Source organism: Variovorax stachyos (genome assembly GCF_051400855.1).
In the GTDB taxonomy this organism is placed as follows: Bacteria; Pseudomonadota; Gammaproteobacteria; order Burkholderiales; family Burkholderiaceae_C; genus Variovorax.
Genome location: NZ_JBLFFN010000003.1, coordinates 269,310 through 295,275 on the forward strand (window position 1 = coordinate 269,310; position 25,966 = coordinate 295,275).

23 protein-coding genes are annotated in these 25,966 nt (G+C 70.0%); 7 read left to right on the forward strand and 16 right to left on the reverse strand.

Annotated elements, in window-relative coordinates; all coding sequences use genetic code 11:
• Positions 1-31: 31 nt before the first annotated feature.
• The 3 genes from ACMGEZ_RS07360 to ACMGEZ_RS07370 are packed head-to-tail and all read right to left on the reverse strand — an operon-like array spanning position 32 to position 763.
• Entirely contained in the window at positions 32-265 is a 234-nt protein-coding gene (locus ACMGEZ_RS07360) for a hypothetical protein (RefSeq protein WP_436821605.1), read from the reverse strand.
• A 10-nt stretch (positions 266-275) separates the two neighbouring features.
• Complete coding sequence (locus ACMGEZ_RS07365; protein WP_436821606.1) at positions 276-620, reverse strand: BrnT family toxin; 345 nt, start codon at positions 618-620, stop codon at positions 276-278.
• Complete coding sequence (locus ACMGEZ_RS07370) at positions 617-763, reverse strand: hypothetical protein (RefSeq protein WP_436821607.1); 147 nt, start codon at positions 761-763, stop codon at positions 617-619. Before ACMGEZ_RS07370 ends, ACMGEZ_RS07365 begins: the two co-directional genes overlap by 4 nt.
• 168 nt (positions 764-931) lie before the next feature.
• Between ACMGEZ_RS07370 and ACMGEZ_RS07375 the strand changes: the two genes are divergently transcribed.
• From ACMGEZ_RS07375 to ACMGEZ_RS07390, 4 genes are read left to right on the forward strand one after another with little or no spacing between them, the layout of a single operon-like run.
• Positions 932-3,631: a circularly permuted type 2 ATP-grasp protein gene (locus ACMGEZ_RS07375; RefSeq protein WP_436821608.1), complete on the forward strand. Its 2,700-nt coding sequence runs from the start codon at positions 932-934 to the stop codon at positions 3,629-3,631.
• Positions 3,632-3,633: 2 nt separating this feature from the next.
• Entirely contained in the window at positions 3,634-4,623 is a 990-nt protein-coding gene (locus tag ACMGEZ_RS07380; protein WP_436821609.1) for a transglutaminase family protein, read from the forward strand.
• Entirely contained in the window at positions 4,620-5,078 is a 459-nt protein-coding gene (locus ACMGEZ_RS07385) for a RidA family protein (RefSeq protein ID WP_436821610.1), read from the forward strand. The genes ACMGEZ_RS07380 and ACMGEZ_RS07385 overlap by 4 nt, the downstream gene beginning before the upstream one ends.
• An 18-nt stretch (positions 5,079-5,096) precedes the next feature.
• Positions 5,097-5,555, forward strand: coding sequence for an Lrp/AsnC family transcriptional regulator (locus tag ACMGEZ_RS07390; RefSeq protein WP_436821611.1), 459 nt, complete (start codon positions 5,097-5,099; stop codon positions 5,553-5,555).
• 46 nt (positions 5,556-5,601) lie between these two features.
• Here ACMGEZ_RS07390 and ACMGEZ_RS07395 read toward each other — a convergent pair whose 3' ends face one another.
• The 11 genes from ACMGEZ_RS07395 to ACMGEZ_RS07445 all read right to left on the reverse strand — a co-directional run bounded on the left by ACMGEZ_RS07395 (position 5,602) and on the right by ACMGEZ_RS07445 (position 16,823).
• Positions 5,602-6,834: an MFS transporter gene (locus tag ACMGEZ_RS07395; protein ID WP_436821612.1), complete on the reverse strand. Its 1,233-nt coding sequence runs from the start codon at positions 6,832-6,834 to the stop codon at positions 5,602-5,604.
• Between the two features lie 194 nt (positions 6,835-7,028).
• Positions 7,029-8,540, reverse strand: a complete 1,512-nt coding sequence (gene amaB, locus ACMGEZ_RS07400; RefSeq protein ID WP_436821613.1) for an L-piperidine-6-carboxylate dehydrogenase — start codon at positions 8,538-8,540, stop codon at positions 7,029-7,031.
• Positions 8,537-9,748 carry a saccharopine dehydrogenase family protein gene (locus ACMGEZ_RS07405; protein ID WP_436821614.1) on the reverse strand — a complete coding sequence of 404 codons (1,212 nt, stop codon included), beginning with the start codon at positions 9,746-9,748 and terminating at the stop codon, positions 8,537-8,539. Before ACMGEZ_RS07405 ends, amaB begins: the two co-directional genes overlap by 4 nt.
• 137 nt (positions 9,749-9,885) lie before the next feature.
• Positions 9,886-10,917, reverse strand: coding sequence for a LacI family DNA-binding transcriptional regulator (locus tag ACMGEZ_RS07410; protein WP_436821615.1), 1,032 nt, complete (start codon positions 10,915-10,917; stop codon positions 9,886-9,888).
• Positions 10,918-10,948: 31 nt separating this feature from the next.
• Positions 10,949-11,938: a 2-hydroxyacid dehydrogenase gene (locus ACMGEZ_RS07415; protein ID WP_436821616.1), complete on the reverse strand. Its 990-nt coding sequence runs from the start codon at positions 11,936-11,938 to the stop codon at positions 10,949-10,951.
• A complete protein-coding gene (locus ACMGEZ_RS07420) occupies positions 11,938-12,888 on the reverse strand; it encodes a sugar kinase (protein WP_436821617.1) in 951 nt (316 codons plus the stop codon). The genes ACMGEZ_RS07415 and ACMGEZ_RS07420 overlap by 1 nt, the downstream gene beginning before the upstream one ends.
• A 10-nt stretch (positions 12,889-12,898) precedes the next feature.
• Entirely contained in the window at positions 12,899-13,639 is a 741-nt protein-coding gene (locus ACMGEZ_RS07425) for a glutamine ABC transporter ATP-binding protein (RefSeq protein ID WP_436821618.1), read from the reverse strand.
• Between the two features lie 190 nt (positions 13,640-13,829).
• On the reverse strand, positions 13,830-14,606 hold the full coding sequence (locus tag ACMGEZ_RS07430; protein ID WP_436821619.1) for an amino acid ABC transporter ATP-binding protein: 777 nt from the start codon (positions 14,604-14,606) through the stop codon (positions 13,830-13,832).
• A gap of 46 nt (positions 14,607-14,652) precedes the next feature.
• Positions 14,653-15,450, reverse strand: a complete 798-nt coding sequence (locus ACMGEZ_RS07435) for a transporter substrate-binding domain-containing protein (protein ID WP_436821620.1) — start codon at positions 15,448-15,450, stop codon at positions 14,653-14,655.
• Between the two features lie 42 nt (positions 15,451-15,492).
• Entirely contained in the window at positions 15,493-16,146 is a 654-nt protein-coding gene (locus ACMGEZ_RS07440; RefSeq protein ID WP_436821621.1) for an amino acid ABC transporter permease, read from the reverse strand.
• A gap of 5 nt (positions 16,147-16,151) precedes the next feature.
• Positions 16,152-16,823 carry an amino acid ABC transporter permease gene (locus ACMGEZ_RS07445; RefSeq protein ID WP_436821622.1) on the reverse strand — a complete coding sequence of 224 codons (672 nt, stop codon included), beginning with the start codon at positions 16,821-16,823 and terminating at the stop codon, positions 16,152-16,154.
• 166 nt (positions 16,824-16,989) lie between these two features.
• Between ACMGEZ_RS07445 and ACMGEZ_RS07450 the strand changes: the two genes are divergently transcribed.
• From ACMGEZ_RS07450 to ACMGEZ_RS07460, 3 genes are all read left to right on the forward strand, one after another.
• On the forward strand, positions 16,990-18,693 hold the full coding sequence (locus tag ACMGEZ_RS07450) for a magnesium transporter CorA family protein (protein WP_436821623.1): 1,704 nt from the start codon (positions 16,990-16,992) through the stop codon (positions 18,691-18,693).
• Between the two features lie 87 nt (positions 18,694-18,780).
• Entirely contained in the window at positions 18,781-20,193 is a 1,413-nt protein-coding gene (locus tag ACMGEZ_RS07455) for a bifunctional enoyl-CoA hydratase/phosphate acetyltransferase (protein WP_436821624.1), read from the forward strand.
• Between the two features lie 22 nt (positions 20,194-20,215).
• Positions 20,216-21,466, forward strand: coding sequence for an acetate/propionate family kinase (locus ACMGEZ_RS07460; protein ID WP_436821625.1), 1,251 nt, complete (start codon positions 20,216-20,218; stop codon positions 21,464-21,466).
• On the opposite strand, the gene ACMGEZ_RS07465 is transcribed toward ACMGEZ_RS07460, so the two are convergent.
• Positions 21,409-22,272 carry an SGNH/GDSL hydrolase family protein gene (locus ACMGEZ_RS07465; RefSeq protein ID WP_436821626.1) on the reverse strand — a complete coding sequence of 288 codons (864 nt, stop codon included), beginning with the start codon at positions 22,270-22,272 and terminating at the stop codon, positions 21,409-21,411. The genes ACMGEZ_RS07460 and ACMGEZ_RS07465 overlap by 58 nt on opposite strands.
• Positions 22,273-22,312: 40 nt before the next feature.
• Complete coding sequence (locus ACMGEZ_RS07470; RefSeq protein ID WP_436821627.1) at positions 22,313-25,879, reverse strand: patatin-like phospholipase family protein; 3,567 nt, start codon at positions 25,877-25,879, stop codon at positions 22,313-22,315.
• Positions 25,880-25,966: the final 87 nt, after the last annotated feature.

Here is a 25,966-nt window from a genome sequence, read left to right on the forward strand (position 1 = left end):
CGGACTGCGCCCTCAGGCCTTGGGCGGCTGTTCAGTGCCCGAGTGCAATCAGCTCAATGTCCTTGCGCAGTAGATCGTTTACGAGGTTGGACAAGTCCACTCCCTTGGCGCTGGCCAGCGCTGTGAGCGCGGCCTGCACCTGGTCATCGAGGTAGACGGGCAAGGCCACGCGCATGCCGGGGCGGTAGAACTTGCCGCGCTGGCCCTTGGCGAAGTCAATCTCTGTGGGCATGTCGTCGTCGGCTGGGGTGGATGCTTGGTTCATGGTGCTGACCTCAACGGGGTTCGTCTTCGTACTGCCGGCGCTCGGCCCGGCTGGCCTCGCGCGCCGAAATGATCCGGGCCTTGGCGCTGGCCGGCCCGGTAGCGCTGTAGGTGTGGGACACCGCCAACAGCTTGCCTTCGCCGGACACGCCCAGCGTGAACCAGCGTTCCTCGAAGTCGCTGTGCGCCTCGTCGTACACGCTCAAGGCCAGTGCATCGAGCAGGACGCTCGCGGCCTGCGCGAACGACACGCCGTGCTTGGCCAAGTTCGATTGCGCCTTGTTTGGATCCCATGTGACTTCCAGATGCGGGTCGGCGGGCGTCGGGCTGGCGGCGGGTGGTTCGGGGGTGCTCACGCCTCAACCTCGTTGATTGCATGGCCCGAGGTGGCACGTTGCTCGCGCTCGGTTTGAAAGTCCACCAAGTCCAGCGCCTCGGACACGCGGACGGCTGGTAGATGCTCTAGGCGTTCGATCAGGCGAATCTCGACGGCGGTCATAGCAAGATGGTGCACTCATGTGTCCGTAGGCTGATTCGTCGGTTGTACCGCAGGTTTGATTCAACCTGCTCAACCTGTATCGCAAAGGCCTGAATTCAATGCTCCAAAGGGCTCGGGCGCGCGCAATCGGCGAGTAGTTCGCGCTCACGGTGTGACAATCAACGCACCGTGGACCCCTTGAACGAATCCCTCTTCGACGCCCAGGCGCTCGAGTCGCCGGCCGACCTGGCCTCGTCGCTTGCGCCGCCGGCCGCGCCGGGGCACTTCGACGAGCTGCGCGGCCTTGCCACTCCCACCCCCGCAGCCGTGCCTCGGCTCGGCGTCCCCTCGCAGCCGGCGCCGCTGCATGACGCCACTTCCCCGCCCCCGGCTGCGCGGCCCGAGCCCGATGCCGGCGAGCGCGGCCCGCTTGCGCCGCACTGGGCCGCGTTCTTCGAGCAGCTCGGCACCGAAGGCTTCAGCGACCTGCCCCGGCGCGCCATCAGCCTGGAGCGCCAGATCCGCGACAACGGCGTCACCTACAACGTGTATGCCGACGCCGGCGGCCCGCAGCGGCCCTGGTCGCTCGACCTCTTCCCGCTGATCGTCCCGCCCGAGAGCTGGGCCGCGATCGAGGCCGGCGCGCTGCAGCGCGTGCGCCTGCTCGACCGCATCCTGGCCGACGTCTACGGGCCGCAGCAGCTGCTGGCCGAAGGCCTGCTGCCGCCTGCCCTGGTTCAGGGCAATCCGGGCTATCTGCGCCCGATGCACGGCGTGCGCCCGCCCGGCGACACCTGGCTGCGCATCGCCGCCCTGGACCTCGCGCGCGGTCCCGACGGCAACTGGTGGGTGGTGTCGCAACGCACCCAGGCACCCTCCGGCCTGGGTTACCTGCTGGAGAACCGGCTGGCCATCGCCCGGCAGTTCCCGCAGGCTTTCGAGGCGCTGAACGTGCAGCGCCTGGCCGCCACCTACAACGCGATGATGGAAGGCCTCCAGAGCATGTGCCCGGCCGGCCAGCCGCCGCACATCGTGCTGCTGACGCCCGGGCCCTACAACGAGACCTACTTCGAGCACGCCTACATCGCGCGCTACCTGGGCATCACGCTGGTCGAGGGCAACGACCTCACGGTGCGCGACCAGCGGCTCTACCTCAAGACCTTGCAGGGCCTGCGGCCGGTGCACGGTCTCATCAAGCGGCTGGACGACCAGTTCCTCGATCCGCTGGAGCTGCGGGCCGACTCCACGCTGGGCGTGCCCGGCCTGCTGCAGGCGATACGCGCCGGCAACGTGCTGCTGGCCAACACGCCCGGCTCGGCCTTCCTCGAATCGCCCGCGCTGCTCGGCTTCCTGCCCGCGCTGTCGCGCCGCCTGCTCGGCGAAAAGCTGCTGCTGCCGGCCCTGCCCACCTGGTGGTGCGGCGAGCGCGCCGCCATGGAGGCGGTGCTGCCGCAGCTGGCCGGCTGCACCATCAAGCCCACCTACGCTGGCGAGGAAGGGCATGCCGGCTTCGAGACCCTGCTCGGCAGCCGCCTGAGCCGGCGCGAGCTCGACGAATGGGCCGGCCGCATCGTGCGCGAGGGCGGGGAATACACCGTGCAGAACTACCTGCCGATCTCTCAGATGCCGACCTGGGCCCAGGACCTCGGCCCCGGCCACATCGTGCCGCGCTCGGTGCTGCTGCGCGTGTTCGCGGTCTGCGTCGGCCCGCAGTCCTGGCGCGTGCTGCCCGGCGGCCTGGCGCGGCTGGCGGGGGCCGATGCGCAGATTGCCTCGATGCAGCGAGGCGGCAGCAGTGCCGACGTGTGGGTGCAGACGCAGGGCGAGGTCGACCGCACCACCCGGCTGCAGGTGCACACCACGCCGGCCTCGCTCGCCCGCCACCGCGCGCCGGTCACCAGCCGCGCGGCCGAGAACATGTACTGGCTGGGCCGCTACACCGAGCGCGCCGAGAACGCAGTGCGCCTGGCGCGGCTCACGCTCGACCTGCTCAGTGGCGAAGATCCATCCTCGCCCGCGCTGCTGAGCTGGCTGCACCACATGGCCTGGCGCAACGCGCTGGTGCCGCGCGACGTGCCCAGCCTGCCGCGCTCGCGGCGCGTCTTCGAGCGCTCGCTGATCGCCGAGCTGGCCGACATCGACGAGGGCGGCAGCGTCGGCTACAGCCTGCGCTGCGTGCGCCAGGCCGCGGCCGCGGTGCGCGAGCGGCTGTCGCCGGACCACTGGAACCAGATCGTGCGCGCCGAGGGCGAATTCATGCGGCGCAGCGCCGAGCAGGCCGGCGAGCGCGTCGACGGCGGCTACGCCAGCGCCGCGGCGCTGCGCATGCTCGAGTCCACCAGCGCCGCGCTCGCCGCGATGACCGGCGCCCAGACCGACCGCATGACGCGCGACGACGCCTGGCGCCTGCTCTCCATCGGCCGCCACATCGAGCGCCTGGCCTTCCTGTCCAGCTCGCTGGCCGCCGGCTTCGAGATCGGCTCGGTGCACGACGTGAGCGGCTTCGAGGCCATGGTCGGCCTGTTCGACAGCACGATCACCTTCCACGCGCGCTACCAGCAGCGACGCGACGTCGCGACCCTGGTCGACCTGCTGGTGCTCGACGGCGACAACCCCCGTTCGCTCGCCTGGGTCACGCAAACGCTGCGCGGGCGCATCGCGCGGCTCGCGGGCAGCGCGCCGGGCAAGCTCACGGCGCTCTCGCACGAGCTGCCCGATCCGGCCACCTGGACGCTCGAGCACCTGTGCGAGCCCGGGCCCGATGCGGACTACGGCGAGCTGATGCAGCTGCTCGAGACCTGCGAGACCGCGGCCTACCATGTGTCGGATGCGATCGGCATCCGCTACTTCACCCTGACTTCGGAATCGCTCCGCTCGGTTGGCGCCTGACCATGCTCCTGCACGTCACTCACGAGACCCGATACGCGTATTCGCCACCCGTCGAAACCGCGCAGCACCTCGCACACCTCAAGCCGCGAACCACGCCGGCACAGCGCCTGGTGAGCCACGCGCTCACGGTCAGCCCCGAGCCGGCGCAGCGCAGCGAATCGCCCGACGTCTACGGCAATGCACGCGCCTTCTTCGCGCTGGACTCGACCCACGACGAACTGGTGGTCACGGCCGAGAGCGTGGTCGAGACCTCCGCGCCCCGGCTCTCGCCGGCCGCGGCGCCCGAGCTGCCGTGGGAAGAGGTGCGCGAGCGCTTCCGCTACGCCAAGGACGCGCGATTCGACCCCGCGGCCGAATTCGTCTTCCCCTCGCACTACGTGCCGCGGCACGACGACTTCGCCGCCTACGCGCGGCCCAGCTTCGCGCCGGGCCGGCCGGTCTTCGACGCCGCCATGGACCTGGCGCTGCGCATGCACGCCGACTTCCGCTACGACAGCGGCAGCACCGAGATCAGCACGCCGGCGCTCGAGGCCCTCGCGCAGCGGCACGGCGTGTGCCAGGACTTCGCGCACATCATGATCGCCTGCTTGCGCACCCTGGGCCTGCCGGCGCGCTACGTCAGCGGCTACCTGCTGACCCAGCCGCCGCCGGGCCGGCCCCGGCTGATCGGCGCCGATGCCTCGCACGCCTGGGTCTCGGTCTACATCCCGGGCGCCGAGGGTCCGGGCGACTGGGCCGAGTTCGATCCGACCAACGGCCGCCAGCCCGGCGAGGACTATGTCGCGCTGGCCATCGGCCGCGACTACTCCGACATCTCGCCGATGCGCGGCGTGCTGCACGGAGGCGCACGCCACACCCTGGACGTCCGCGTCACGGTGCAGCCGCTGGAGGAGCTGCGGGCCGAGGCAGCGCAGGCGGCGCGGCAGGCGCAAACCCAGACGCAGACACAGACACAATCGCCTCTCCAAGATCCAGACAAGGAACCCTCATGAGCATCGACGACAAACTCAAGAGCCTCGGCATCACCCTGCCGCCCGTCGCGGTCCCCGCCGCCGCCTACGTGCCTTTCGTGCAGACCGGCAAGCTGGTCTTCCTCTCCGGCCACATCGCGAAGAAGGACGGCAAGCCCTGGGTCGGCCAGCTCGGCGCCGGCCTCGGCACAGAGGAAGGCAAGCAGGCCGCGCGCGCCATCGCGATCGACCTGCTGGGCACGCTGCAGGCGGCCGTCGGCGACCTGAACAAGGTCAAGCGCATCGTCAAGGTGATGAGCCTGGTCAACTCGACGCCCACCTTCACCGAGCAGCACCTGGTGACCAACGGCGCCAGCGACTTCTTCGCCGAGGTCTTCGGCCCCGAGAAGGGCGCGCATGCGCGCAGCGCCTTCGGCGTGGCGCAGGTCCCCTTGGGGGCCTGCGTCGAGATCGAGCTCATCGCCGAAGTCGAATGACGCCGTCCCGCCTGTAGCTTGGACGACACCGACCGCCATTTGCTGAGCCTGCTGCAGGCCAACGCCCGTGCCCCTGCGGCCGACCTGGCGCGCAAGCTCAAGGTGGCACGCACGACGGTTGTCGCGCGCATCGCCCGCCTGGAGCGCGAGGGCGTGATCGCCGGCTACGGCGTGCGCCTCGGCCAGCGCCTGGAGCAGGCCGCCGTGCGCGCCTACTGCGGCCTGAGCGTCGCGCCGAAGATGGCGCAGGGCGTAATCCGTGCACTGGAGCGGCTGCCCGAACTGGAAGAGCTCTCGGCCGTCAGCGGCGAGTACGACTACATGCTCGCCCTGCGCTGCGAGACCAACGAGCAGCTCGACGCCCTGCTCGACCGGATCGGGCTGATCGAAGGCATCCAGCACACCCACACTTCGGTGGTGCTGAGCCGCAAGATCGATCGGCGCAGCGCGGTGGGCGAGATGCGGCAATCCCTCTGAATCCAGGGGGGAAATGGGCCGACAGACCCTCCCCTGCCAACCCCGCTCAGCCGACGCGTTCAAGGGCCAGCGCGCGCGGCGCCCGCCCCAGCGTCGCGATGACGGCCGCCGCCACCATGACCAGCGCGGCGCTCATCAGCATGGTGCTCGCGATGCCGTAGCCGTCCACCACCACCCCGCCGGCCAGCGCGCCGCTGGCAATCGCGACCTGGAAGCCGCTCACCAGCAGGGCCTGCCCGGCTTCGGGCGCATCGGGCACGGCCTGCATCATCCAGCCTGTGAGCGCCACCGGGATCAGGCCGAAGGCTACGCCCCAGACCACGACCACGAGCGCGCCCGCCACCATGCCGCTGCCGACCAGCGTCGACAGCACCAGGGCCGAGGCCAGCAGCAGCGCCGCTGTCAGCGTGGCCAGGCGCACGCTGCGCGCCACCAGGCTGCCGCCGAAGAAGGTGCCGACGAAGCCGGTCGCGCCATAGACCAGCAGCAAGGTCGTCACCGCATCCGGACCGAGGCCGAAGCTCTGCTGCAGCAGCGGCTTGAGGTAGGTGTACGCCGCGAAGTGGCCGGCGATGAGGAACAGCACCGCCAGCAGGCCCACCTGCGCCATGCGGCGCGTGAGCGGCGTCAGCAGGTCGCGCGGCCGGATCGCGCGCGCCGGCGGCATCGAAGGCAGCAGCCAGATTTGCATCAGCAGCACCACGGCCGCGAGCACGCCGGTCGCTGCGAAGGCTGCGCGCCAGCCGGCCAGGTTGCCGAGAAAGGCGGTGATCGGCACGCCGAAGACCGTCGCGCCCGAGATGCCGGCCAGCACGATCGACATGGCGCGCGCCTTCGAGACCTCCGGCACGAGCTGGGTGCCGGCACCCGGCGCGAAGGTCCAGAAGCCGCCGATGCACAGGCCCAGCAGCAGCCGCGCCACCAGCATGGTCGCAAAGTTGGGCGCCAGCGCGGCGAGGAAGTTCGAGGCCACCAGCAGCGCGCTGAGGGCGATCATCACGGTACGCCGGTCGAGCCGGCCCGAGGCCACGATCAGGGCCGGTCCGGCGAAGGCGGCCAGCACGCCGGGCATGGTCACCATCAGGCCGGCCGTGCCGTCCGAGACGCCGAGGCCCGCCGCGATGTCGGTCAGCAGGCCGATGGGCAGGAACTCGGTCGTGACCATGGCGAAGGTGCCGACGGCGATGGAGCCGACCGCGAGCCAGGTGGAACGCGAGACTTCTTCCGTGCGCGCGGGCGCGAGCACGGCGCCGTCGCAGGTGGTGCAAGGAGCATTCATGGGCGGTTCTTTGAAACAAAAAAGCCTGGGCCTTTCGAAGGCCCGGGCTTGTTGAATGAGCTGAGCACCGAGTCTGAAGGCGCTCCGCCCTTCGTCAAAGACGGCCCGGGGAACTTGTCCGTTTCCCGATTGCTAACAATGCCCCGCGAAGAAGCTCATGCGCGAAGCGACGAAGGCGTGTTCGCACGCAGGCTTCACCCGAAGCGGATGCCCTGTGCCAGCGGCAGCTCGGTCGAGTAGTTGATGGTGTTGGTGCTGCGGCGCATGTACTGCTTCCATGCATCCGAGCCGCTCTCGCGGTCGCCGCCGGTCTCCTTCTCGCCGCCGAAGGCGCCGCCGATCTCGGCGCCGCTGGGACCGATGTTGACGTTGGCCATGCCGCAGTCGGAACCGGCGGCCGAGAGGAAGCGCTCGATCTCGCGCAGGTTGTTCGAGAAGATGCAGGAAGACAGCCCCTGCGGCACATCGTTGTGCATCGCGATCGCTTCATCGAGCAATTCATAGTCCATCACGTAGAGCAGCGGCGCGAAGGTCTCGCGGCGCACCACCTCGGTCTGCGCCGGCATCTCGGCGATGGCCGGGCGCGCGTACCAGGCCTGCGCGAACAGCTCCGCGTGCATGCGCTCGCCGCCGGTGAGGATGCGCCCGCCCTGCGCCTTCGCCTCGGCGATGGCGGCCTGCATCGCGCCGAAGGCAGCCTCGTCGATCAGCGGCCCGACCAGCGTGCCCTCCTCCAGCGGATGGCCGATGCGCAGGCTGCGGTAGGCCGGCAGCAGCTTGCCGAGCAGCGCTTCCTTGACGCTGCGATGCACGATCAGCCGCCGCAGCGAGGTGCAGCGCTGGCCCGCGGTGCCCACCGCGCTGAACAGGATGGCGCGCACCGCCATGTCGAGGTCGGCCTCGGGCGTCACGATCATCGCGTTGTTGCCGCCCAGCTCGAGGATGCGTCGCCCGAAGCGCGCCGCCACGCGTGGCCCCACCTCGCGGCCCATGCGGGTGGAGCCGGTGGCCGAGACCAGCGGCACCAGTGGGCTGTCGACCAGCGCTTCGGCCTGGGCACGACCGCCGATCACGATCTGCGCCAGCCCTGTGGGCGCACGCTCGCCGAAGCGGGCGATGGCACGCTCCAGCGCACGGAAGGTCGCCAGGCCCGACAGCGGCGCCTTCTCCGAGGGCTTGAAGATCACCGGATCACCGCACACCAGCGCGATGGCGGCATTCCATGCGAACACCGCGCTAGGAAAGTTGAAGGCGGTGATCACCGCCACGGGCCCCAGCGGGTGGTACTGCTCCATGATCCGATGGCCCGGGCGCTCCGAGACGATGGTCCTGCCGTAGAGCTGGCGCGAAAGGCCGAGCGCGAACTCGCAGATGTCCACGCCCTCCTGCACCTCGCCCAGGCCTTCCTGCGCGATCTTGCCGGCCTCGATGGAGATCACGCGGCCGATCGACGCCTTGGCCTCGCGCAGCTCCTCGCCCCAGAGCCGCACCAGCTCGCCGCGCGCCGGTGCGGGCACCTCGCGCCATTGCCGGAAGGCCGCCTGCGCCTGTTCGATGATCGATGGCATCGAGGCCATCGGCGTCTCGTGCAGGCGGGCGATCTCTGCGCCGTCGATGGGCGAGCGCACGCGCAGGCTGCCGCCCGATCGCTGTGCGGCGGCGATGCCGCAGCGCTCGAACAGGGCCGAGCGTTCTTCGTCTTTCATGGGCGGGCCTCCTTCGGTCTGCGATGCCGGATCGGCGATGGCCAAGTATGGACGGACGCATGGCCCTGGCGCGAGACCGGCTGCGACGTCGTCGACACCGCCTCGCCCAGCGCCGCAAAGCAGTTGCCCACGCGCGTGCTCAGGAAGGCTTCCAGCCTCACCTGTTCCTGCCCCACGAAGCCGCGCGCCGGCAGGCGTCCGGTGCGCAGCAGCTCGAAGACCCCGACCACGCCGGCGGCAGTCGCGAGCTCGATGGCGGTGCGGTCCACGCCGCGCAGCCGGCCGCCGTGGATGCGCGCCATGCGCGTCAGCTGTTCGAAGCGGCCATGGCGCTCGCCGGTCGCGGAGGCGAAGACAACCACGACATCGTCGCGGCTGTGGGGCACCGCATGCTCGAGCACCTGGCGCAGCAGCTCGCGCCGCTCGACCAGCCGCAGGTCGTGCAGCAAGAAATCCATTGCGTCGCGATGACCGGGGTAGCGCAGCGTCTTGTAGTCGAGGTTGCGCACGTGGCCCGCCAGCGTCTCCGCGAGCGTGCCCAGGCCGCCGGAGGTGTGGAAGGCTTCATACGCCTCGCCTTCGAGCAGCAGCGTCTCCAGCCCTTCCAGCGGCTGCACCGACATCGGCAGGCCTTGCTCGATGGCGGCGCAGGGATTGCAGTACTCGTTGATGAGGCCGTCGATGCTCCAGGTGAAGGCGTAGCGCAGGCGGTTGGTCGCATGCCGCGGCAGTGCCCCCACGCGCAGCTGCAGGTCGCGCAGCGTGTCGAAGCGGCCGGCCAGCTGCATGCCGAGCATGCCGATCACGCCCGGCGCCAGGCCGCATTGCGGCATCAGCACCGTGGCGGCGTTCTGCGCGAGTGCGCGGATGGCGGCGGTGGCGGTCACGTCCTCCGTCAGGTCGAAGTAGTGCAGGCCCTGCGCACAGGCAGCGGCGGCGACATGCGCGGCCAGGTGGAAGGGCAAGGCATTGATCACGACCTGATGACCGGCCATCGCCGCCGCCAGCGCGGCGCCCTCCTCCACGTCGAGCACGATGCGCGCGACCCCGCGGTCGCCGGGCTCCGCGGGCGGGAGCGTGCGGTCCGCCAGTGTCACGGGCAGGTGGTGGTACTCGGCCACCATGTCGGCCACCGTGCTGCCCACCTTGCCGGCGCCCAGCACCAGGACCCTGCGGATCCTGTCGTTCTCGTTCTCGATCGGGGTCATCGCGCACTCCTTTGCAGTCGTGCGGAAACTTTAGAAGGGAGCGCTGGCAGGCGGAAGCCGCCAATGCGTCAGGAAAGCGCGTCGAGCCAGTCGGAACGTTGGGCCGCGCGCGTCGAATCGTCCGGCGTTGGCCTGGCTCACGGCCCGGTGGAGGACCCGCGCACCACCAGTTCCCCCGGCAGCAGCATCTGCCGCGGCGGCCCTTCGAGCCCGCGCAGGCGCTCGATCAGGCAGGTCGCTGCAGTGCGGCCGATGGCATCGGTGGGTTGGGCGATGGCGCTGAGGCCCGGGCCGATCAGCGGCGCCCATTCGGGATCGTCGAAGCCCACGAAGCCGAGCTCGACGCCGAAGTGCCAGCCCAGGCGCGCCATCGCCGAGGCCACGCGCAGGGTCACGACGGCATTGCCGGACAGCACGGCAGCGCGGCGCGCGCCCCTGGCACGCTTGCGCAGGGCCCGCAAGGCGGCGTCGAGCGCATCGTTGTCCTCGCCGTTGCTTTCGAACACCTCGCCGGCCACGCGCGCCTGGTGCGCCGCGACGCAGTCGCCGAAGGCCGCGGTCCGTTCCCGCCGCGAGCTCACGCCTTTCTGCGGCTCGGTGATGTAGAGCAGCTCGCGATAGCCGCCATCGACCAGGTGGCCGCAGGCGGCCTTCATCGCGGCCGGGTTGTCGAGCGAGACGAAGTCGGTGTGCATGCCGGCATGCCGGCGGTCGACCAGCACGGCGGGCTTGCCATGCAGCGCGTCGGCATCGACCAGCCCGGCGCCGCGGCCCAGCGTGTTGAGGATGAAGCCGTCGACCTGGTAGCCGGCGAGCGCATCGATGGCCTCGCGCTCGCGGTCGACGTCGTTGCCGAGGTTGAACAGCATCACCAGGTAGCCGGCCTCCTGGCAGGCCTTCTCGGCGCCGCGCAGCACGGCCACCGAGTACGGGTTGGTGATGTCGGCCACGATCAGGCCGATCAGGCGCGAGCGGCCATGGCTCAGGGCCTGCGCCATCGGGCTCGGCGTGTAGGCCAGCTTGGCGACGGCGGCCTCGACGCGGGTTGCTATGTCGGCGCTCAGCAGGCGGTCGCGGTGGTTGAGGAAGCGGGAGACGGTGGCCTTGGAGACGCCGGCTTCCTTTGCCACGTCGGCGATGGTCGGTCGAACAGGCTTCCTGGGGCTCATTTGTACTGTGCCAAACCAATCAAACGGCAGCTCACGCAACGCCCGCAGTGTCATAAACCGCCAGCGGCCGCTCGCCAGCAAGCGCCTTCAGCAGGTTGGTGGTCGCCAGCTCGGCCATCGCATGCCGCGTCTCGAAAGTGGCCGAGCCGATGTGCGGCAGCGGCGTCACGCGCGGATGCGTGCGCAACGGCGAATCAGCGGGCAGCGGCTCGGTGGCGAACACATCGAGGCCGGCCGCCCGCAGCGTACCTCGATCGAGCGCGGCCAGCAGCGCGGGCTCCTGCACGGTGGCGCCGCGGCCGCCGTTGATGAAGATCGCCCCAGGCTTCATGCGGCCGAACACGCGCGCATCGATCATGCCGCGCGTGCTGTCCGACAGCGGCAGCATCGCGACCACGATGTCGGCGCGCGCCAGCAGTTCGTCGAGCGGCGTGTGCGCGGCCCGGCCCAGCAGCTCGGGCGCCTGCGCTGTCAGGTCGACAGCGCGCCGCGCGTGGTAGAGCACCGGCATGCCGAAGCCCAGGGCCGCACGCCGGGCGATGGCCTGGCCGATGCGTCCGAAGCCGAGCAGGCCCAGCGTCTTGCCGTGCACGTCGTAGCCGAACAGCGCCTCGTCGATGTTCTTCGTCCAGCGGCCTTCGCGCACCAGGTTCGACAACTCGACCACGCGGCGGCTGGTCGCCATCAGCAACGCGAAGACGGTGTCGGCCACCGTCTCGTCGAGCACGCCGGGCGTGTGGCACAGCAGGATGCCGCGCGCGTGCAGGGCTGCCAGCGCATAGTTGTCCACGCCGACCGAAACGCTGGAGATCACCTCCAGCCTGGGCGCGCGCGCGAGCAGCGCCTCGTCGACCGGAAAGCTGGAGCCGATCAGGCCCTGGGCCTCGGGCAGCGCGGCCTCGAAGGCGCCGAGCTGCGCGGCGATGCGCGGGTTGGCGACCGTGACCTCGTGCGCGGCCTGCAGGCGCGCCAGCTGGTCATCGGGCAGCTCGCGAAACACCAGGACTTTTTTCTTGCGCATCACAACCTCGCTTCGTCGAGTTGGGCCCGCGTCGGCAGGCCTTCGGTGTCGCCCAGCACCTGCACGGCGCGGGCGCCGATCCAGGCGCCGCGGCGCACGGCCTCGGGCACCGGCTTGCCTTCGAGCAGCGCGCTGATCACGCCCACCGCGAAGCCGTCGCCGGCGCCGACGGTGTCGACCACCTGCGCCACGGGAAAACCGTCGACACGGCCGGTGCCCGCCGAATCGCTGTCGTAGTAGGCACCCTGCGCGCCGAGCTTGACCACCACCAGCTTCGCACCGCGCTCGCGGTAGAAGCGCGCCACGCCTTCGGGCGTGGTCTGGCCGGTGAGCAGCAGGCCCTCTTCCATGCCGGGCAGCACCCAGTCGGCGCGCGAGGCGAGCTCGTTGATCCAGTGGCGCATGGTCTCGGTCGAGGACCACAGCGTGGGCCGCAGATTGGGGTCGAAGGAGATCGTGCGGCCGGCCGCGCGCATCACGTCCATGCTCTTCAGCGCAGCCTGCAGGCTGGTGTCGGAGATGGCGGCGAAAACGCCGGTCGCATGCAGGTGCCGCGCCGAGCGCAGCCAGGCCTCGTCGACATCGGCCGGCCCCATGTGGCTCGCGGCCGAGCCCTTGCGGTGGTACTCGACCGGGGGGTCGCTGCCGTCGGTCACGCGGCCCTTGAACTGGAAGCCGGTGCGCTGCGTCGGATCGCTGATCACGTGCGAGCAGTCGATGCCCTCGGCCTGCATGGTGGCCAGCAGCGAGCGGCCCATCGAGTCGGTGCCGAGCCGGCTGGCCCAGCCGACCTTGAGGCCCAGCCGCGAGAGGCCGATCGCGACGTTGGTCTCGGCGCCGGCGGTGCGCTTGTGGAAGCCGGTCGCGTTCTCGATCGGGCCGGGCTGGTCGGCCACCAGCAGCAGCATGGCTTCGCCGAAGAGCGCGACATCGAAGGCTGGATGCGTCATCGCGCGGCTTTCAGTGAACGGAACGGATCTGCGCGACCTGCTCGCGCGTGACGGCAAGCAGGTCGTCCCCGACCAGGGGGTATTCGATGGCGTGCGGCACGTCCGCGGGCAAGGCCCGCAGCACCGCGCGCCAGGGCGCCAGCGATTCGGCCAGCGGCACCGCCACCCACTTGGCCGGCAGGCGCTGCACACCCTTGCAGTGCACATAGCGCACCCGCGGCGCCAGCGCCTCGGCCGCCGCGAGCGGGCATTCGCCCAGCCAGTGCCAGTTGCCCATGTCGAAGGTCATGCCCAGGTCGAGCCCGGCCGCATCGGCCGCGCCGAAGAAGGCCTGCAGCGCGGGCAGCGTGCCGGCCTTCGCAGTCTGGTCGTTCTCGATCAACAGCTCGACCTCGAACGCCCGGTCATCGAGCAGTGCCTTGAGCCGCGCCAGCGAGCCCTGCGAGCCCGCACCGTAGCCGCCGATCGACATCTTCAGCCGAGGCGCGCGCAAGACGCTCGCCGCAGCCAGGCCGCGCGCGAGCGCCCCTTCGTCCAGGGAACCGTCGTCCGCCCACAGCCCCTCGGGACTCGAGTAGACCGACGCCAGCCCGGCCAATGCAGGCAACTCGGCCGCCGCGTCACGCAACAGTTCCCCGCGCACCTCCACGCTGTCCGCCCCTGCCTCGAGCGCCAGTCGCGTACACCACAGCTGCCCATGCCGCCCCACTTCGGCCGCGCCGAACGACGACAGGGAAATGAGGACGTTCATATCGATACCTCTCCTTCGGGGAACACCGCGGAACCGGCTCCGCCGGGCCACTGGTGTTGCTCCCGGTGAGGGGGCTGAGGGCCGCGGCTCCAAGCCTGCCTGCGCAGGCTTGGACGGCCTGAAGAGCAAGGCCTCTGGCCGCAGCACGCTGGGCGGCCACACGAAGTGGGCCAACCTGGGGGAGAGCTGGTCATGCCTGATGCGAACTGAGAATTTGCCCCAGGAACTGCCGCGTCTTCTCGTGCTTCGGGCTGCCGAAGAACTCCGCCGGCGGCGCCTGCTCGACGATCTTGCCATCGGCCATGAAGATCACGCGGTCGGCCACGCTGCGCGCGAAGCCCATCTCGTGCGTCACGCACAGCATGGTCATGCCGTCCTCGGCAAGGCCGATCATGGTATCCAGCACTTCCTTGACCATCTCGGGGTCGAGCGCGGAGGTGGGCTCGTCGAACAGCATGATCTTGGGCGACATGCACAGCGCCCGCGCGATGGCGACGCGCTGCTGCTGGCCGCCGGAGAGCTGGCTCGGGTACTTGTGGGCCTGCTCCGGGATGCGCACCCGCGTGAGGTACTTCATCGCGACCTCCTCCGCCTGCTCCTTCGACATGCCGCGCGAACGCATCGGCGCCAGGGTGCAGTTCTGCAGGATAGTCAGGTGCGGGAACAGGTTGAACTGCTGGAACACCATGCCGACCTCGGCGCGCACCGCGTCGACGTTCTTCCCGCCGGCCGTGAGCTCGATGCCGTCGACCACGATCTTGCCCTTCTGCACCGTCTCGAGCCGGTTGATGCAGCGGATCAGCGTGGACTTGCCCGAGCCCGAGGGCCCGCAGATCACGATGCGCTCGCCGGTGCGCACCGACAGGTCGATGTCGGTCAGCACCTGGAAAGTGCCGAACCACTTGTTCACCCCTTCCATGCGGATGATCGATTCGGCGCCGGCGTGGGTTGCGACGGGTTCGCTCATTGGAGTTTGCTTCGTTGAATCAGGAAGTCGGACACCCGGCCAGGGCTTACTGCAGCTTCGGCAGGTCCGTCTGCAGCCACTTGTTGTACAGCTTGTTGAGCTCGCCGTTGGCCGTGTTCTTCGACACGAACTCGTTGACGTTCTTCAGCAGGTCGTCCTGGCCCGGGCGCATGGCGATGGCCATGGCCTGCTGCACCAGGGTGAACTTGTTCTCGAAGGTGTCGGCGGGCACGCGCTTGGCGATCTGCGCGGCCACGGTGACGGAGCAGCCGATGGCGTCGACCTGGCCCGAGATGAGCGCCTGCATCGCCGAGGCGTCGTCGTCGAAGCGGCGGATCTCGGTGCCCTCGGGCGCCGCCTTGGTCACGGCCACGTCCTGGGTGCTGGCACGGGCCACGCCCACGCGCACGCCCTTCAGGTCGGCCGCGCTCTTGATGTTGCTGCCCTTCTTGCCGTAGAGAACGATGGTGGCCGCGGCATAGGGCTGCGAGAACTGCACCTGCTTCGCGCGCTCGGGCGTCACCGCCAACGATGCCACCAGCAGGTCGACCTTGTTGGTCAGCAGGAAGGGGATGCGGTTGGGACCGGTGACCGGCACGATGTTGGCCTTGACGCCCCAGTCCCTGGCCAGCAGCTTGGCCACGTCGGCGTCGTAGCCGTCGGGCTGGTTCTGCGCATTGGTGGTGCCGTAGGGCGGGAAGTCGACCAGCATGCCGATCGTGACTTCGCCCTTCTTCTTGATGTCGGCCAGGGTCTGGGCCGAGGCGAGCGGTGCGAAGGCGGTGAGCGCGGCGCCGAGGCCGAGCGCGGCGATGGCGGCGCGGCGGGTGGTGAAGAAGTTCATGGAAGGGTCTCCTTGGATTGGATGGAAAAGAAGGAAGCAGGCTCAGCGCGCCAATGCCCGGGCGCGCTTGCGCTCCATGTGCGCGGCCATCAACGAGAGCGGCCAGCAGATGGCGAAATAGATCGCCGCCACGGTGGTGAACACGTACAAGGGCTGGAAGGTGGCGTTGTTGATGATCTGCCCGGCGCGCGTGACCTCGGTGAAACCGATGATCGCGGCCAGCGAGGTGCCCTTGATGATCTGCACCACGTAGCCCACGGTCGGCGGCAGCGCGATCTTGAAGGCCTGCGGCAGCACCACGTCACGCATGCGGCTCGCGTAGCCCAGGTTGAGCGCGTGCGCGGCCTCGGTCTGGCCGCGCGGGATGGCCTCGATGCAGCCGCGCCAGATCTCGCCGAGGAAGGCCGCGCTGTTGAGCACCAGCGCCACGCCGGCGGCGACCCACGGGTTGATGTCGAAGCCGACGACCGGCGCGCCGAAGAAGATCAGGAACAGCTGCAGCAGCAGCGGCGTGCCCTGGAAGATCTGGATGAAGCCCGTCGACAGCAGCCGGGCGGTCCTGCTCTCGGACGTGCGCGCCAGCGCGATCACAAGGCCCAGGATTGCGCCGCCGATGAAGGCGATCAGCGACAGCGCCAGGGTCCACCTGGCGGCCTCGAGGATGAAGAGGAAATCGGGAAAGCCGAAGGTACGCATGGTGTTCAGCGCCGGTCGGGGTAGTTGAGCGTGCGCCGGTAGATCAGCTTGAACAGCGCCGAGAACGACATCGCCAGCGCCAGGTAGATGCCGGCCACGACGATGTAGATCTCGAAGCTGCGGAAGGTCTGCGACTGCAGGTTGGCTGCGACCGAAGTGAGGTCGTCGGCCGAGATCACCGACACCACGGCCGAGCTCAGCATCAGCAGGATGAACTGGCTGGTGAGCGCCGGATAGATGGCCTTCAGCGCGGGCTTGATGATCACGAAGCGGAAGATCTCCCACGGCTTGAGGTTGAGCGCGCGGCCGGCCTCGATCTGCCCCTTGGGAATGGATTCGATGCCGGCGCGGATGATCTCGGTGGCGTAGGCGCCGAGGTTCACCACCATGGCGGTGAGCGCGGCCGTGTAGGGAGACCAGCGCAGTCCGATGGCCGGCAGCGCGAAGAAAAAGAAGAACAGCTGCACCAGGAAGGGCGTGTTGCGGATCACCTCGATGTAGGCATTGACAATGAAGCGCAGCCAGCCCGGCCCGGAGGTCTTGCCCCAGGCGCAGAAGATCGCCACCACCAGGCCCAGCAGCGTGGCCACGAGCGAGAGCTGGATGGTGATCCAGGTGCCCTTCAGCAGCAGCGGCCAGGCGGCGAAGACAGCGTCGAACTGGAATTGATAGTTCACGGGGATGAGGGTTCGGGGCTGGTGCATTCGCCGTTGCGATGGCACCAGGTTGGCTTTTTGACAGGCTTGCGTCAGTGTACTGAAACCGGTTTCAGAACCAATCAGGGATTTCCCTAGACACCCCTGCCCGGTTCCTCGCGGGCATACGCATGCCTACACTCGCGGCATGCAGCAGATCACTCCGACGTTAGAAGCTGCGGCGCAGGCGGCGAACGCTGGCACGGCGCCCGCCGTGCGCCATTTGCGCGCCACGCTGCTGTGGCCGCTGCGCCTGATGCCGGTGCAGGGACAGCACCAACACCGGCGCAGTCCCTGGCAACTGCTGAAGGAGATGGGCGATGCCTCGCCCTGGCGCGAAGAGGTCGACGAATACACCGGCAGCAACGAAGGCTTCCACGAGCGCCACTACAACGAGTTCGTGAGCTTCCTGCCCTACGTGCAGCGCTTCCTCTACGGCGAAGGCCGCCGCGGCCGCGAGGCCGGGGGCACGGGCGGAGAGTCGCCGATGCGCGTCTTCCGGCGTCGCGACCTTGCGGCCGTGCGCGTGGTCGCGCGGCCGGGCGATGCGCCCATCACGCTGAAGGTCGTTCACACGGACCTCTACTTCTTCTTCGACGTCGACGTGGTGATGCTCAACATGGAGGTCGGCGTGGACGACCTGAGCCTGTCGCAGGCGCAGGAGGTGCTCTACCGCTTCGGCCGTGCCTACCCCGGCGGCTGGGATGCGCAGGGCGCGGCGCTCCACTGCATGGCCAGCGTCGAGTGGCTGGACGCCGGCGGGCGCGTGCTCGCGAGCTCCGACGCGCAGCAGCGCGACCTCTTCCTCGCGCACGTGGCCGAGCACCGGGCGCCGCGCATGGCCGCGCACTGGGCCTGGCTGATGCAGCCCCTGGTGAGCGACCATTCGGGCGAGGCCGGCGCGCTGCGCTTCCGGCAGCTCGAGTACTACCGCATGCCGCTGATGGCCTATCTCGCGCTCGACGATCCGCGCCGTCTCTCGCGCAACGACTTCATCCGCCTGGCGCTCGTCACGGGCGCCGCCGAGCCCGCGGTCGGCGGCAGCGGCCCCCTGCCCTTCGCCGAGGAGCACCTCACGGACTTCGAGCAGCGCTACTGCTACGACCGCTTCTGGGTCGATGCCGGCAGCGCACCGAACACGCGCTACCTTTGCAGCGGACGCTCGATGGTGGTGGTCGGCACGGCGCATTCCGAGTTCTTCTGCTGCCGCGACCGCGGCGTGCTCGCGCAGTTCCGGCACCAGCACTTCCTGGTGTTCCTCATCGCGCACTTCCAGAAGGCGGCGCTGCTGATGTTCTCCGACCGCCTGGTCGAGGCCCTGCGCCGGCTCGACGTGCACGACGTGGCCAGCGTCAAGCTCTTCAAGCGCGCCATCCGCGCGAGCTTCGAGGGCTTCCTGCGCTTCACGCACCGCTACTGGTTCCACGAGATCTCGGAGCAGGCGCAGGTGCGCGCGCTGTCGCGCCTGTGCACCACGCACCTGGGGCTCGATCCGCTGTACGACGAGGTCAAGGAACGCATCGCGGACATGAACACCTACCTCGATGCGGACAGCCTGCGGCGGCAAGCCAACACGGTGGTGCGCCTCACGGTGGTCACCCTCTTCGGTCTGATCGGCACCGTCACGACCGGCTTCCTCGGCATGAACCTGCTGGCCGAGGCAGACTCGCCGCTTTGGGAGAAACTCCTATGGTTCGGCGTGGTGGGCGCCTTCACGACGTGGCTGACCTTCTACACCATGATCAAGTCCAAGCGGCTCTCGGATTTCATCGACGCGCTCTCGGACGAAAGGCACAGCTTCAGGAGCCGGCTCGCGGTGCTGGGGCGGGTGTGGAGGCCGGGGTCGGACTGAAGCCAGGCCCCAGCGCCGCGCCATGTCACGTCGCGCTGCCGCCATGCGGCGCACCTACCCTGTGCAGGCCCCTTCTTCCTTCATCGAATGCACAACAGCAACGCCACCATCCGCAACGTCACCTGGAGCGAGCTCGAGCCCGGGCAGAGTGCCGCCATCGAACGCGTCTGCACGGAGCAGGACCTGTTCCTGTTCGCCTACGCGTCCGGCAACACCAACCCGCTGACGCTGCCCGACTTCGACGGGCGCGACGCCTCCGCCGTGGTCGCGCCTTCGATGTGGGTCGCCTCGCTGATCTCCGCGGTGCTCGGCAACCTGCTGCCCGGCTCGGGCACGCTGTACCGCAGCCAGACCCTGCGCTTCGAGGATGAGCGCGTGCATCTGGGCGAGTCGCTGCGGGTGTCGGTGCGCTGCACCGGCAAGGGCGAAGCGCCGCTCGCGAGCTTCGAGACCATGGTCAACCGGCGCGACGGCACGGTGGTGTGCAGCGGCAGCGCCGAAGTGCTGGCGCCGACCGAGGTGCGACACACCGAGGCGCGCGACCTCCCCAGCCTGATCCTCGACCAGCACGACCACTTCGGGCGCCTGATCGAGAGCGCCGCCACCCTGCCCGCGCTGGCCACGGCCGTGGTCTGCCCCGACGACCGCAACTCGCTCGCCGGCGCGCTGCTGTCGGCGCAGCGCGGCCTGATCCAGCCGCTGCTGATCGGCGACGCGAAGAAGATCCGCGCGGCCGCCGAAGCGTTGGCCGCCGACATCGGCGCGTACCCGCTGATCGACATGCCGCAGCCGCACGACGCAGCGGCCCACGCGGTCGCCCTCGTCCACCAGGGCAAGGCCGGCGCGGTGATGAAAGGCAACCTGCATTCCGACGAGCTGCTCGCCGAAGTGGTGAAGAAGGACGGCGGCCTGCGCGCCAGGCGCCGGTTGAGCCATGTCTTCGCGATGGACGCACCGACGCTGCAGAACCTGGTCTTCATCACCGACGCGGCGATCAACATCGCGCCCGACCTGGCGGCCAAGGTCGACATCGTGCAGAACGCGATCGAGCTCGCGCGCGCCTGCGGCGTCGTTCAGCCGCGCGTGGGCGTGCTCTCTGCGGTGGAGACGGTGAACCCGAACATCCCCTCGACGCTCGACGCCGCGGTGCTCGCCAAGATGGCCGACCGCGGCCAGATCCGCGGCGGCATCGTCGACGGCCCGCTCGCCATGGACAACGCCATGGACCTCGAGGCGGCGCGCACCAAGGGCATCGTGTCCTCGGTCGCCGGCCGGGCCGACGTGCTGGTGGTGCCCAACATCGAGGCGGGCAACATGCTGGCCAAGCAGTTCACCTTCGTCACGCGGGCAGAAGCAGCCGGGCTGGTGGTGGGCGGAAAAGTCCCGGTGATCCTGACCAGCCGCGCCGACAACGACAGGGCCCGCCTGGCCTCGTGCGCCTTGGCGCTGCTCCACGATCACTGGATGCGGCACGGCGAGAGCGCCGCGAAGGCCGGTTGACAGGCCCCAACGAGCAAGCCTCATGTCCGACCACATCATCACCTTCAACGCCGGCTCCTCGTCGATCAAGTTCGCGCTGTTCTCGGTCGGCGACAACGGATTGCTGCAACGGACGGCCGCGGGCCAGGTCGATGGGCTCGGCGGCGACGCGCGGCTCAAGGCCAAGGCCGCGGATGGCCGCATGCTGCATGACGCAGCCCTGCCCGCGGGCAAGCTGCGCAACGATGGCGACGCTCTCGCCTCGATTCTCGAGCTGGTGCAAGCCGAGTTCCCGCAGCTGCGCTTCGCGGCCATCGGCCACCGCGTGGTGCACGGTGCCTCCCGCTTCAGTACCGCGACCTTGATCGACGATGCAATGCTGGCAGCGCTGCACGCCCTGATACCGCTGGCGCCACTGCACCTGCCGAGCAACATCGCCGGCATCGAAACCACGCGCCGCGCCTTCCCCCGCGTGCCGCAGGTGGCCTGCTTCGACACCGCCTTCCACCGCGGCGGCGGCTTCCTGGCAGATGCCTACGCGCTGCCGCGCGACTACTTCGACGCGGGCATCCGCCGCTACGGCTTCCATGGCCTTTCCTACGAGTACATCGCCGGGCGCCTGGCCGAGCTGGCGCCACGCGAGGCGGCGGGGCGGGTGATCGTCGCGCACCTCGGCAACGGCGCCTCGATGTGCGCGCTGCGCGGCGGGCGATCGATCGACACGACGATGGGCTTCAGCGCGCTCGACGGCCTGCCGATGGGCACGCGCTGCGGCGCGATCGACCCGGGCGTGCTGCTGCACCTGATCGAGACGCACGGCTACGACGCGGCGCGGCTGTCCGACCTGCTTTACAAGGAGTCGGGCCTCAAGGGCCTGTCGGGCATCTCGCACGACATGCGCGAGCTGGAGACCTCGGAGGACCCGCACGCCGCCGAGGCCATCGCGTATTTCTGCGCCCGCATCCGGCGCGAGGTCGGTGCGCTCGCAGCATCGCTCGGCGGTCTCGATGCGCTGGTCTTCACCGGCGGCATCGGCGAGAACTCGGCCCGGGTGCGCGCCGAAGTGCTGGCAGGGTTGGAGTGGCTCGGCATCGCCTTCGATCGCGACGCGCAGCCCGAGGGCCGCGAGGACCGCGTGATCTCGGCCCCCGGCTCGCAAGCCAGCGCCTGGGTGATCGCGACCGATGAGGAAGCGATGATCGCCCGCCACGCGCTGCGCGTGGTCCGCGCGGGTGCTCAGGGAGCAATCACGCCCTCGATCGCAGCGCGCCATACCGACGCCAGCTTGCCGTAGCCCTGCGAATTGGGGTGGATCTCGTTGAGCCAGTCGTTGCTGTCGCCCTTGGCGCCGGCGGCCGCGCGGGTCAGCGTGCCGAGGGTGTCGATCACATGCACGTTCGGGTGGGCCAGCGTGCGCACGACGCCGGCCAGGCGGTCGATCAGGTGATCGGCCAAGGGCTGGTGCATCGGCTCGGGAATTCGGTGCGCCTCCAGGGCCGGCAGCAGCCACGGCCCACGGCCCGGCGCAGCGGGTGCATCGTTGGGCGTGGGGTAGTCGTAGGTGTGGACGAAGATCGGCGTGGCGGCGTTCTGCGCACTCCCCGCGGCCAGCTGCGACACCATCGCAAAGTTGGTGCGCAGGTAGGTCTCGAAGGCCGCCCAGGCTTCTGGATGAATGCAGTCGACGGGCGAAGCCGGGTCACTGCCGGGCGGTAGCCGACGCAGTAGCTGCTGGTCTACCAGGCGATCGTTGATCGCATCGATCAGGTCGTTGCCGCCGCCGCTCAGCAGGATCGCATCGAAGGCCCAGCCCTGGCGGCCGCGCCGGCCGCCCGTGATCAGGGTCGCGAAGGCGGGGTCGCGCCACCAGTCGGCCACGTGGGCCAGCGAGTCGCTCGGGCGCGCCGTGTTCGTGACCAGCGTGCTGCGCGTGAAGGCCAGCTTGTTGAGCAGGTTGTTGCCCAGGAGCGCGCCGAAGGAGAACCACGAGTCTCCTTCGGCCAGCATGTGCCAGCCGAAGTCCGAGGGGCTCACGCTGCGCTCGCCGAAGCCGAGTTGCTCCGGACGCACGATCACGACGGGCTTGCCGAGGGTCGCCATGGTTCTTCTCCTTGTTGGGAGACCAGCACTCCCACCCTCTTCAGTTCGCCAGCGGCCCGCCGGTGCGCGGCAACCAGACTTCGATGTTGTTCTTCGTCTCGGCGCCGCCCTGCGGCCGCAGCTTGATGGCCCAGGGCTGGCCGGTGGGCGAGGGGGCGGTCTGGATCAGGGCCTCGGCACAGGGGCGGGTCTTCTCGTCGCGGATGATCACGGTGGGCTCCGGATGGCCCACCGGCGGCGAGCGTCCGGCCCGGCGGGAAGTGCTCAGCACGTCCTCGATGGGCGGCACCGAGGCGCCCAGCGTGCGCCAGGGGCCGCGCCAGCTGCGCGCCCGGTCGCGCAGCGCGGGGCCGTAGAGCTGGATGTAGACCACCGTGCCGTCGCAGACATCGGCTGCGGGCGGCGGCGGCGGCCGGGGCGCCTCGATCCCGTTCGACGGCACGACGCCCGGCCCGGGCGCCGGCACCGGATAGGACGGCGGTGCCGGCCTCCCCACTGGCGAGGGGAACGACGCCACGTCCACCTCGCCGGGGCGCAGGTCCTGGATGCGGTCGCGCAGCCACACCACCGCGGGCCATGGCGCCGGCAGGGTCCCGCTGCAGTTCTGCTTGGAGCCGACCTGGCCGGTGTAGTCGCGCGCCCAGTAGCGCGGCGCGCAGGGCCGTGCCTGCGCGGGCTGCAGGCAGTCGATGCCGTTGCCGGCATCGAGCAGGCGCGCGCAGGCCGGCGCGCGCTGCTCGGCGGGCTCCCTGGCGCAGGCCTGCTTGGCATCGTCCACGATGCGCACGGACAGCCGGAACTTCGCCATGAAGTTCTCGCGGCCGTCGCGGCACAGCAGGTCGCCGGTGCGCAGCAGCTCGGCGGCCAGTTGGGCGGAAGCCTCGCCGCTCGATGCGCTCGCCTGCAGGCGGGCCCAGCGCTCGGTCAGTTCCTTGAAGGAGCTGTTTTCGGCCTTCTCCGTCTCGACGCGCTGCGCGCGCCAGCTGTCGATGCCCTGCCAGGCCGCGACCGCGAAGGTCGCGGCAGTGCCGATGCCCACCGAGGCAGTGACCGCGCCCGCCCGCATCACGCGCGCCTGCAGGCGGCTCATCGAGCCCACGGCGGCAGCGGCGGCGGCGCTGTCTTTGTCCGCCGCCTCGGCGTCGCGCTGCACCGCGGGCTTCGCAGCCGCGTGCGTCTGGCCGTCGTCCGGCACGAACATGCCGGGGGCGCCCATCGCCACCTGCGCCAGCATGTCGCCTTCCAGTCGCGTGCCGATCTCGGCGCCCAGGCGGAAATAGCTCTCCCACTGCGCCTCGTCGAAGAACTGGTCGGTGGTGGGCTGCTGCGGAAAGAGCGGATTGGCGGCCTTGAAGTTCACCAGGTCCACCGGCAGCGCCGCCGACACATTGGGCTTGACCAGCACGATCTGCCCGGTCGCGCCGCTGGCGTAGCGCACCTGCGCCAGCGCCAGGCAGGCCTGGCTGTGGGTCGAGGCCAGGTCGTTGAGCGAACCGAAGGCGCCCAGGTGCGCCCAGTCGGCGCCGGGCCGCGGCTTCATGAAGGTGATCTCGGCGTTGAGGTCGATGCGCGCGCGGCGGATCAGGACCTCGAGGTCGCAGAAGCGGTAGTCCGGGTCGGCGCCGCAATCGGCGATCACGATCAGCGCGGCCTCCTGGCGCAGCAGCGCGTAGGCGCCGGTGTTCTCGAAGTGCCCGCCGTCGCTCAGGTACCAGTTGGCGGAGCTGCTGCCGGGAAAGACGCCGAAGCATTCGAGCAGCATGAAGCGCGTCTTCATCAGCAGCGGGCTGCCGTGCACCGCGGCGCCGCTCTGCACGATGCCGGCCTCGGCGCTGTTCCACCAGTAGCCCAGGCGCAGGCCCGCGAAGACCGACAGCGCCGCGATGCCGCGCTTGGTCAGGCGGCCGAGGCCGGGCGCGAAGGCGGCGCCCGAGATCGCGGACCATGCGCCCAGGGTGAGCGCGCCATCGCCGTGCGCCTGCGCCCAGCCGGCTCCGCCGGCCTGCATCCAGCCCAGCGGTCCGATGGTGAGCGGCAGGCTGCGCCGGTCGCGGTTGAAGAGCTTCTGCTTCGTGTCGTGCGTCTGGTTGATGCAGACGTTGACCAGGTGCACCGGCCCGCCGTGCACGTGCGGCGCGTAGTGCAGCTGGGAAACGTCGTCCTGCGGGTCGACCTCCCCGACCGGCACCTGGGGCGGCTCCAGCCCCGAGACCTGCTCGGTCGGGCTGGCGCCCAGGCGGCGCGCATTGGCCGCGCCCAGGTAGCCGCGCACGATCCGCGCCTTGTAGAACATGTGCAGCGAGGAGACGTTGAGGAAGCCGAAGTTGCGCCCGGTCACCAGCGCGTAGCTGAAGACGATGACGAAGATGGTGCCCAGCCAGACCCAGCCGCGCGAGAAGTCCAGCCCTGCCGGCGTGAACACCGGCAGCAGCGTCGCCGCATACACCACGCCCACCCACCAGGCCGCGAGGCAGAAGGCCAGCAGCAGGCCTGCCAGGCTGGCGACGCTGAGCATCAGCGTCTTGCCGATGCCGGGTGCCTGGCTTTTCTGCGACAGCAGCATCGGCAGCACGCCGCGCAGCCCCGCCGCCACCACCAGCAGCGCGGCGCCGTACGAGGCGCGCAGGTCCTGGCTTTCGGCCGCGATCCACCAGCCGACGCGGTCGAGCAGGCCCAGCATCACGATCAGCAGCGCGGCGTTGATCACGGAGGCGAGCCCGTCGGTCAGGTCGTTGCGCAACTGCGCGGGCGAGCGCTTCCGGCTGCGCCACAGCACCCACAGCAGCGCCACCACCCAGCACAGCGCGAAGCCGACGAAGGCCGGCGCCAGCCACAGCGGCCCGCTGTAGTGGCGCACCAGCTGAGGCCCGACCCAGCAAGCGCCGACGGCAAGCGCGCACCACATCGCAAGCTGCAGCAGCATCGAGCCGATGGACTTCCTGTCGCGCACCGACCAATACGCGCAGGCCAACACCACCGAGGCGATGAAGGGCCCCACCAGCGTGAACCACAGCGTGGGCCATTGCGTCGCCCACTGGACCAGCAGGCGCAGCGAATGCACGCTGCCCAGGTCGCTGACGCCGACCACCGAATCGGGCGGCACGCTGTTGAGATCGACCGCGCGGAACACCGAGTCCCACAGCAGCAGGTTGATGGCGGCCAGCACCATGCCGATCAGGCTGGCGGCGATCGCGATCTCGATGTGCGTGCCCAGCAGGTTGCGCAGGTAGAGCGCGCCCGCGAACAGGGTGTCGCGCAGGCCGCCCGGAATCAGGTAGCGGCCGTTGCCGCGCAGCCACCAGCCGAAGCGCGCGCGGTCGACGTCGCCGAAGGCGCGCTCGATCTCGCGCACCTCGTCGGCCGATTTCGCGTTGGAGCACAGCCGCCCCAGCGTGGCGCCGACATAGCCGCCGCCCGAGACGGTGGAGACCAGGTCGAAGGCGAGCAGTTGCCGGCGCGCGGCCAGCGACTTGAGCAGGCCCAGGCAGAAGGTCGCGCTGCGGATGCCGCCGCCCGACAGCGCCAGGCCCCAGGGCCGACGGCCGTCATCGGCGCCCGAGAGCGCCTCGCGGCGGGCCGTGACCAGCTTGCGGATCGCTTCGTCCATGCGGCTCCTCGTCGTTCCGCACGGAATATTTCACGCTTGGCAGGGGGCGGCAATGCCGCGAACGGCCTATGCCGGATCGCAGGTAAG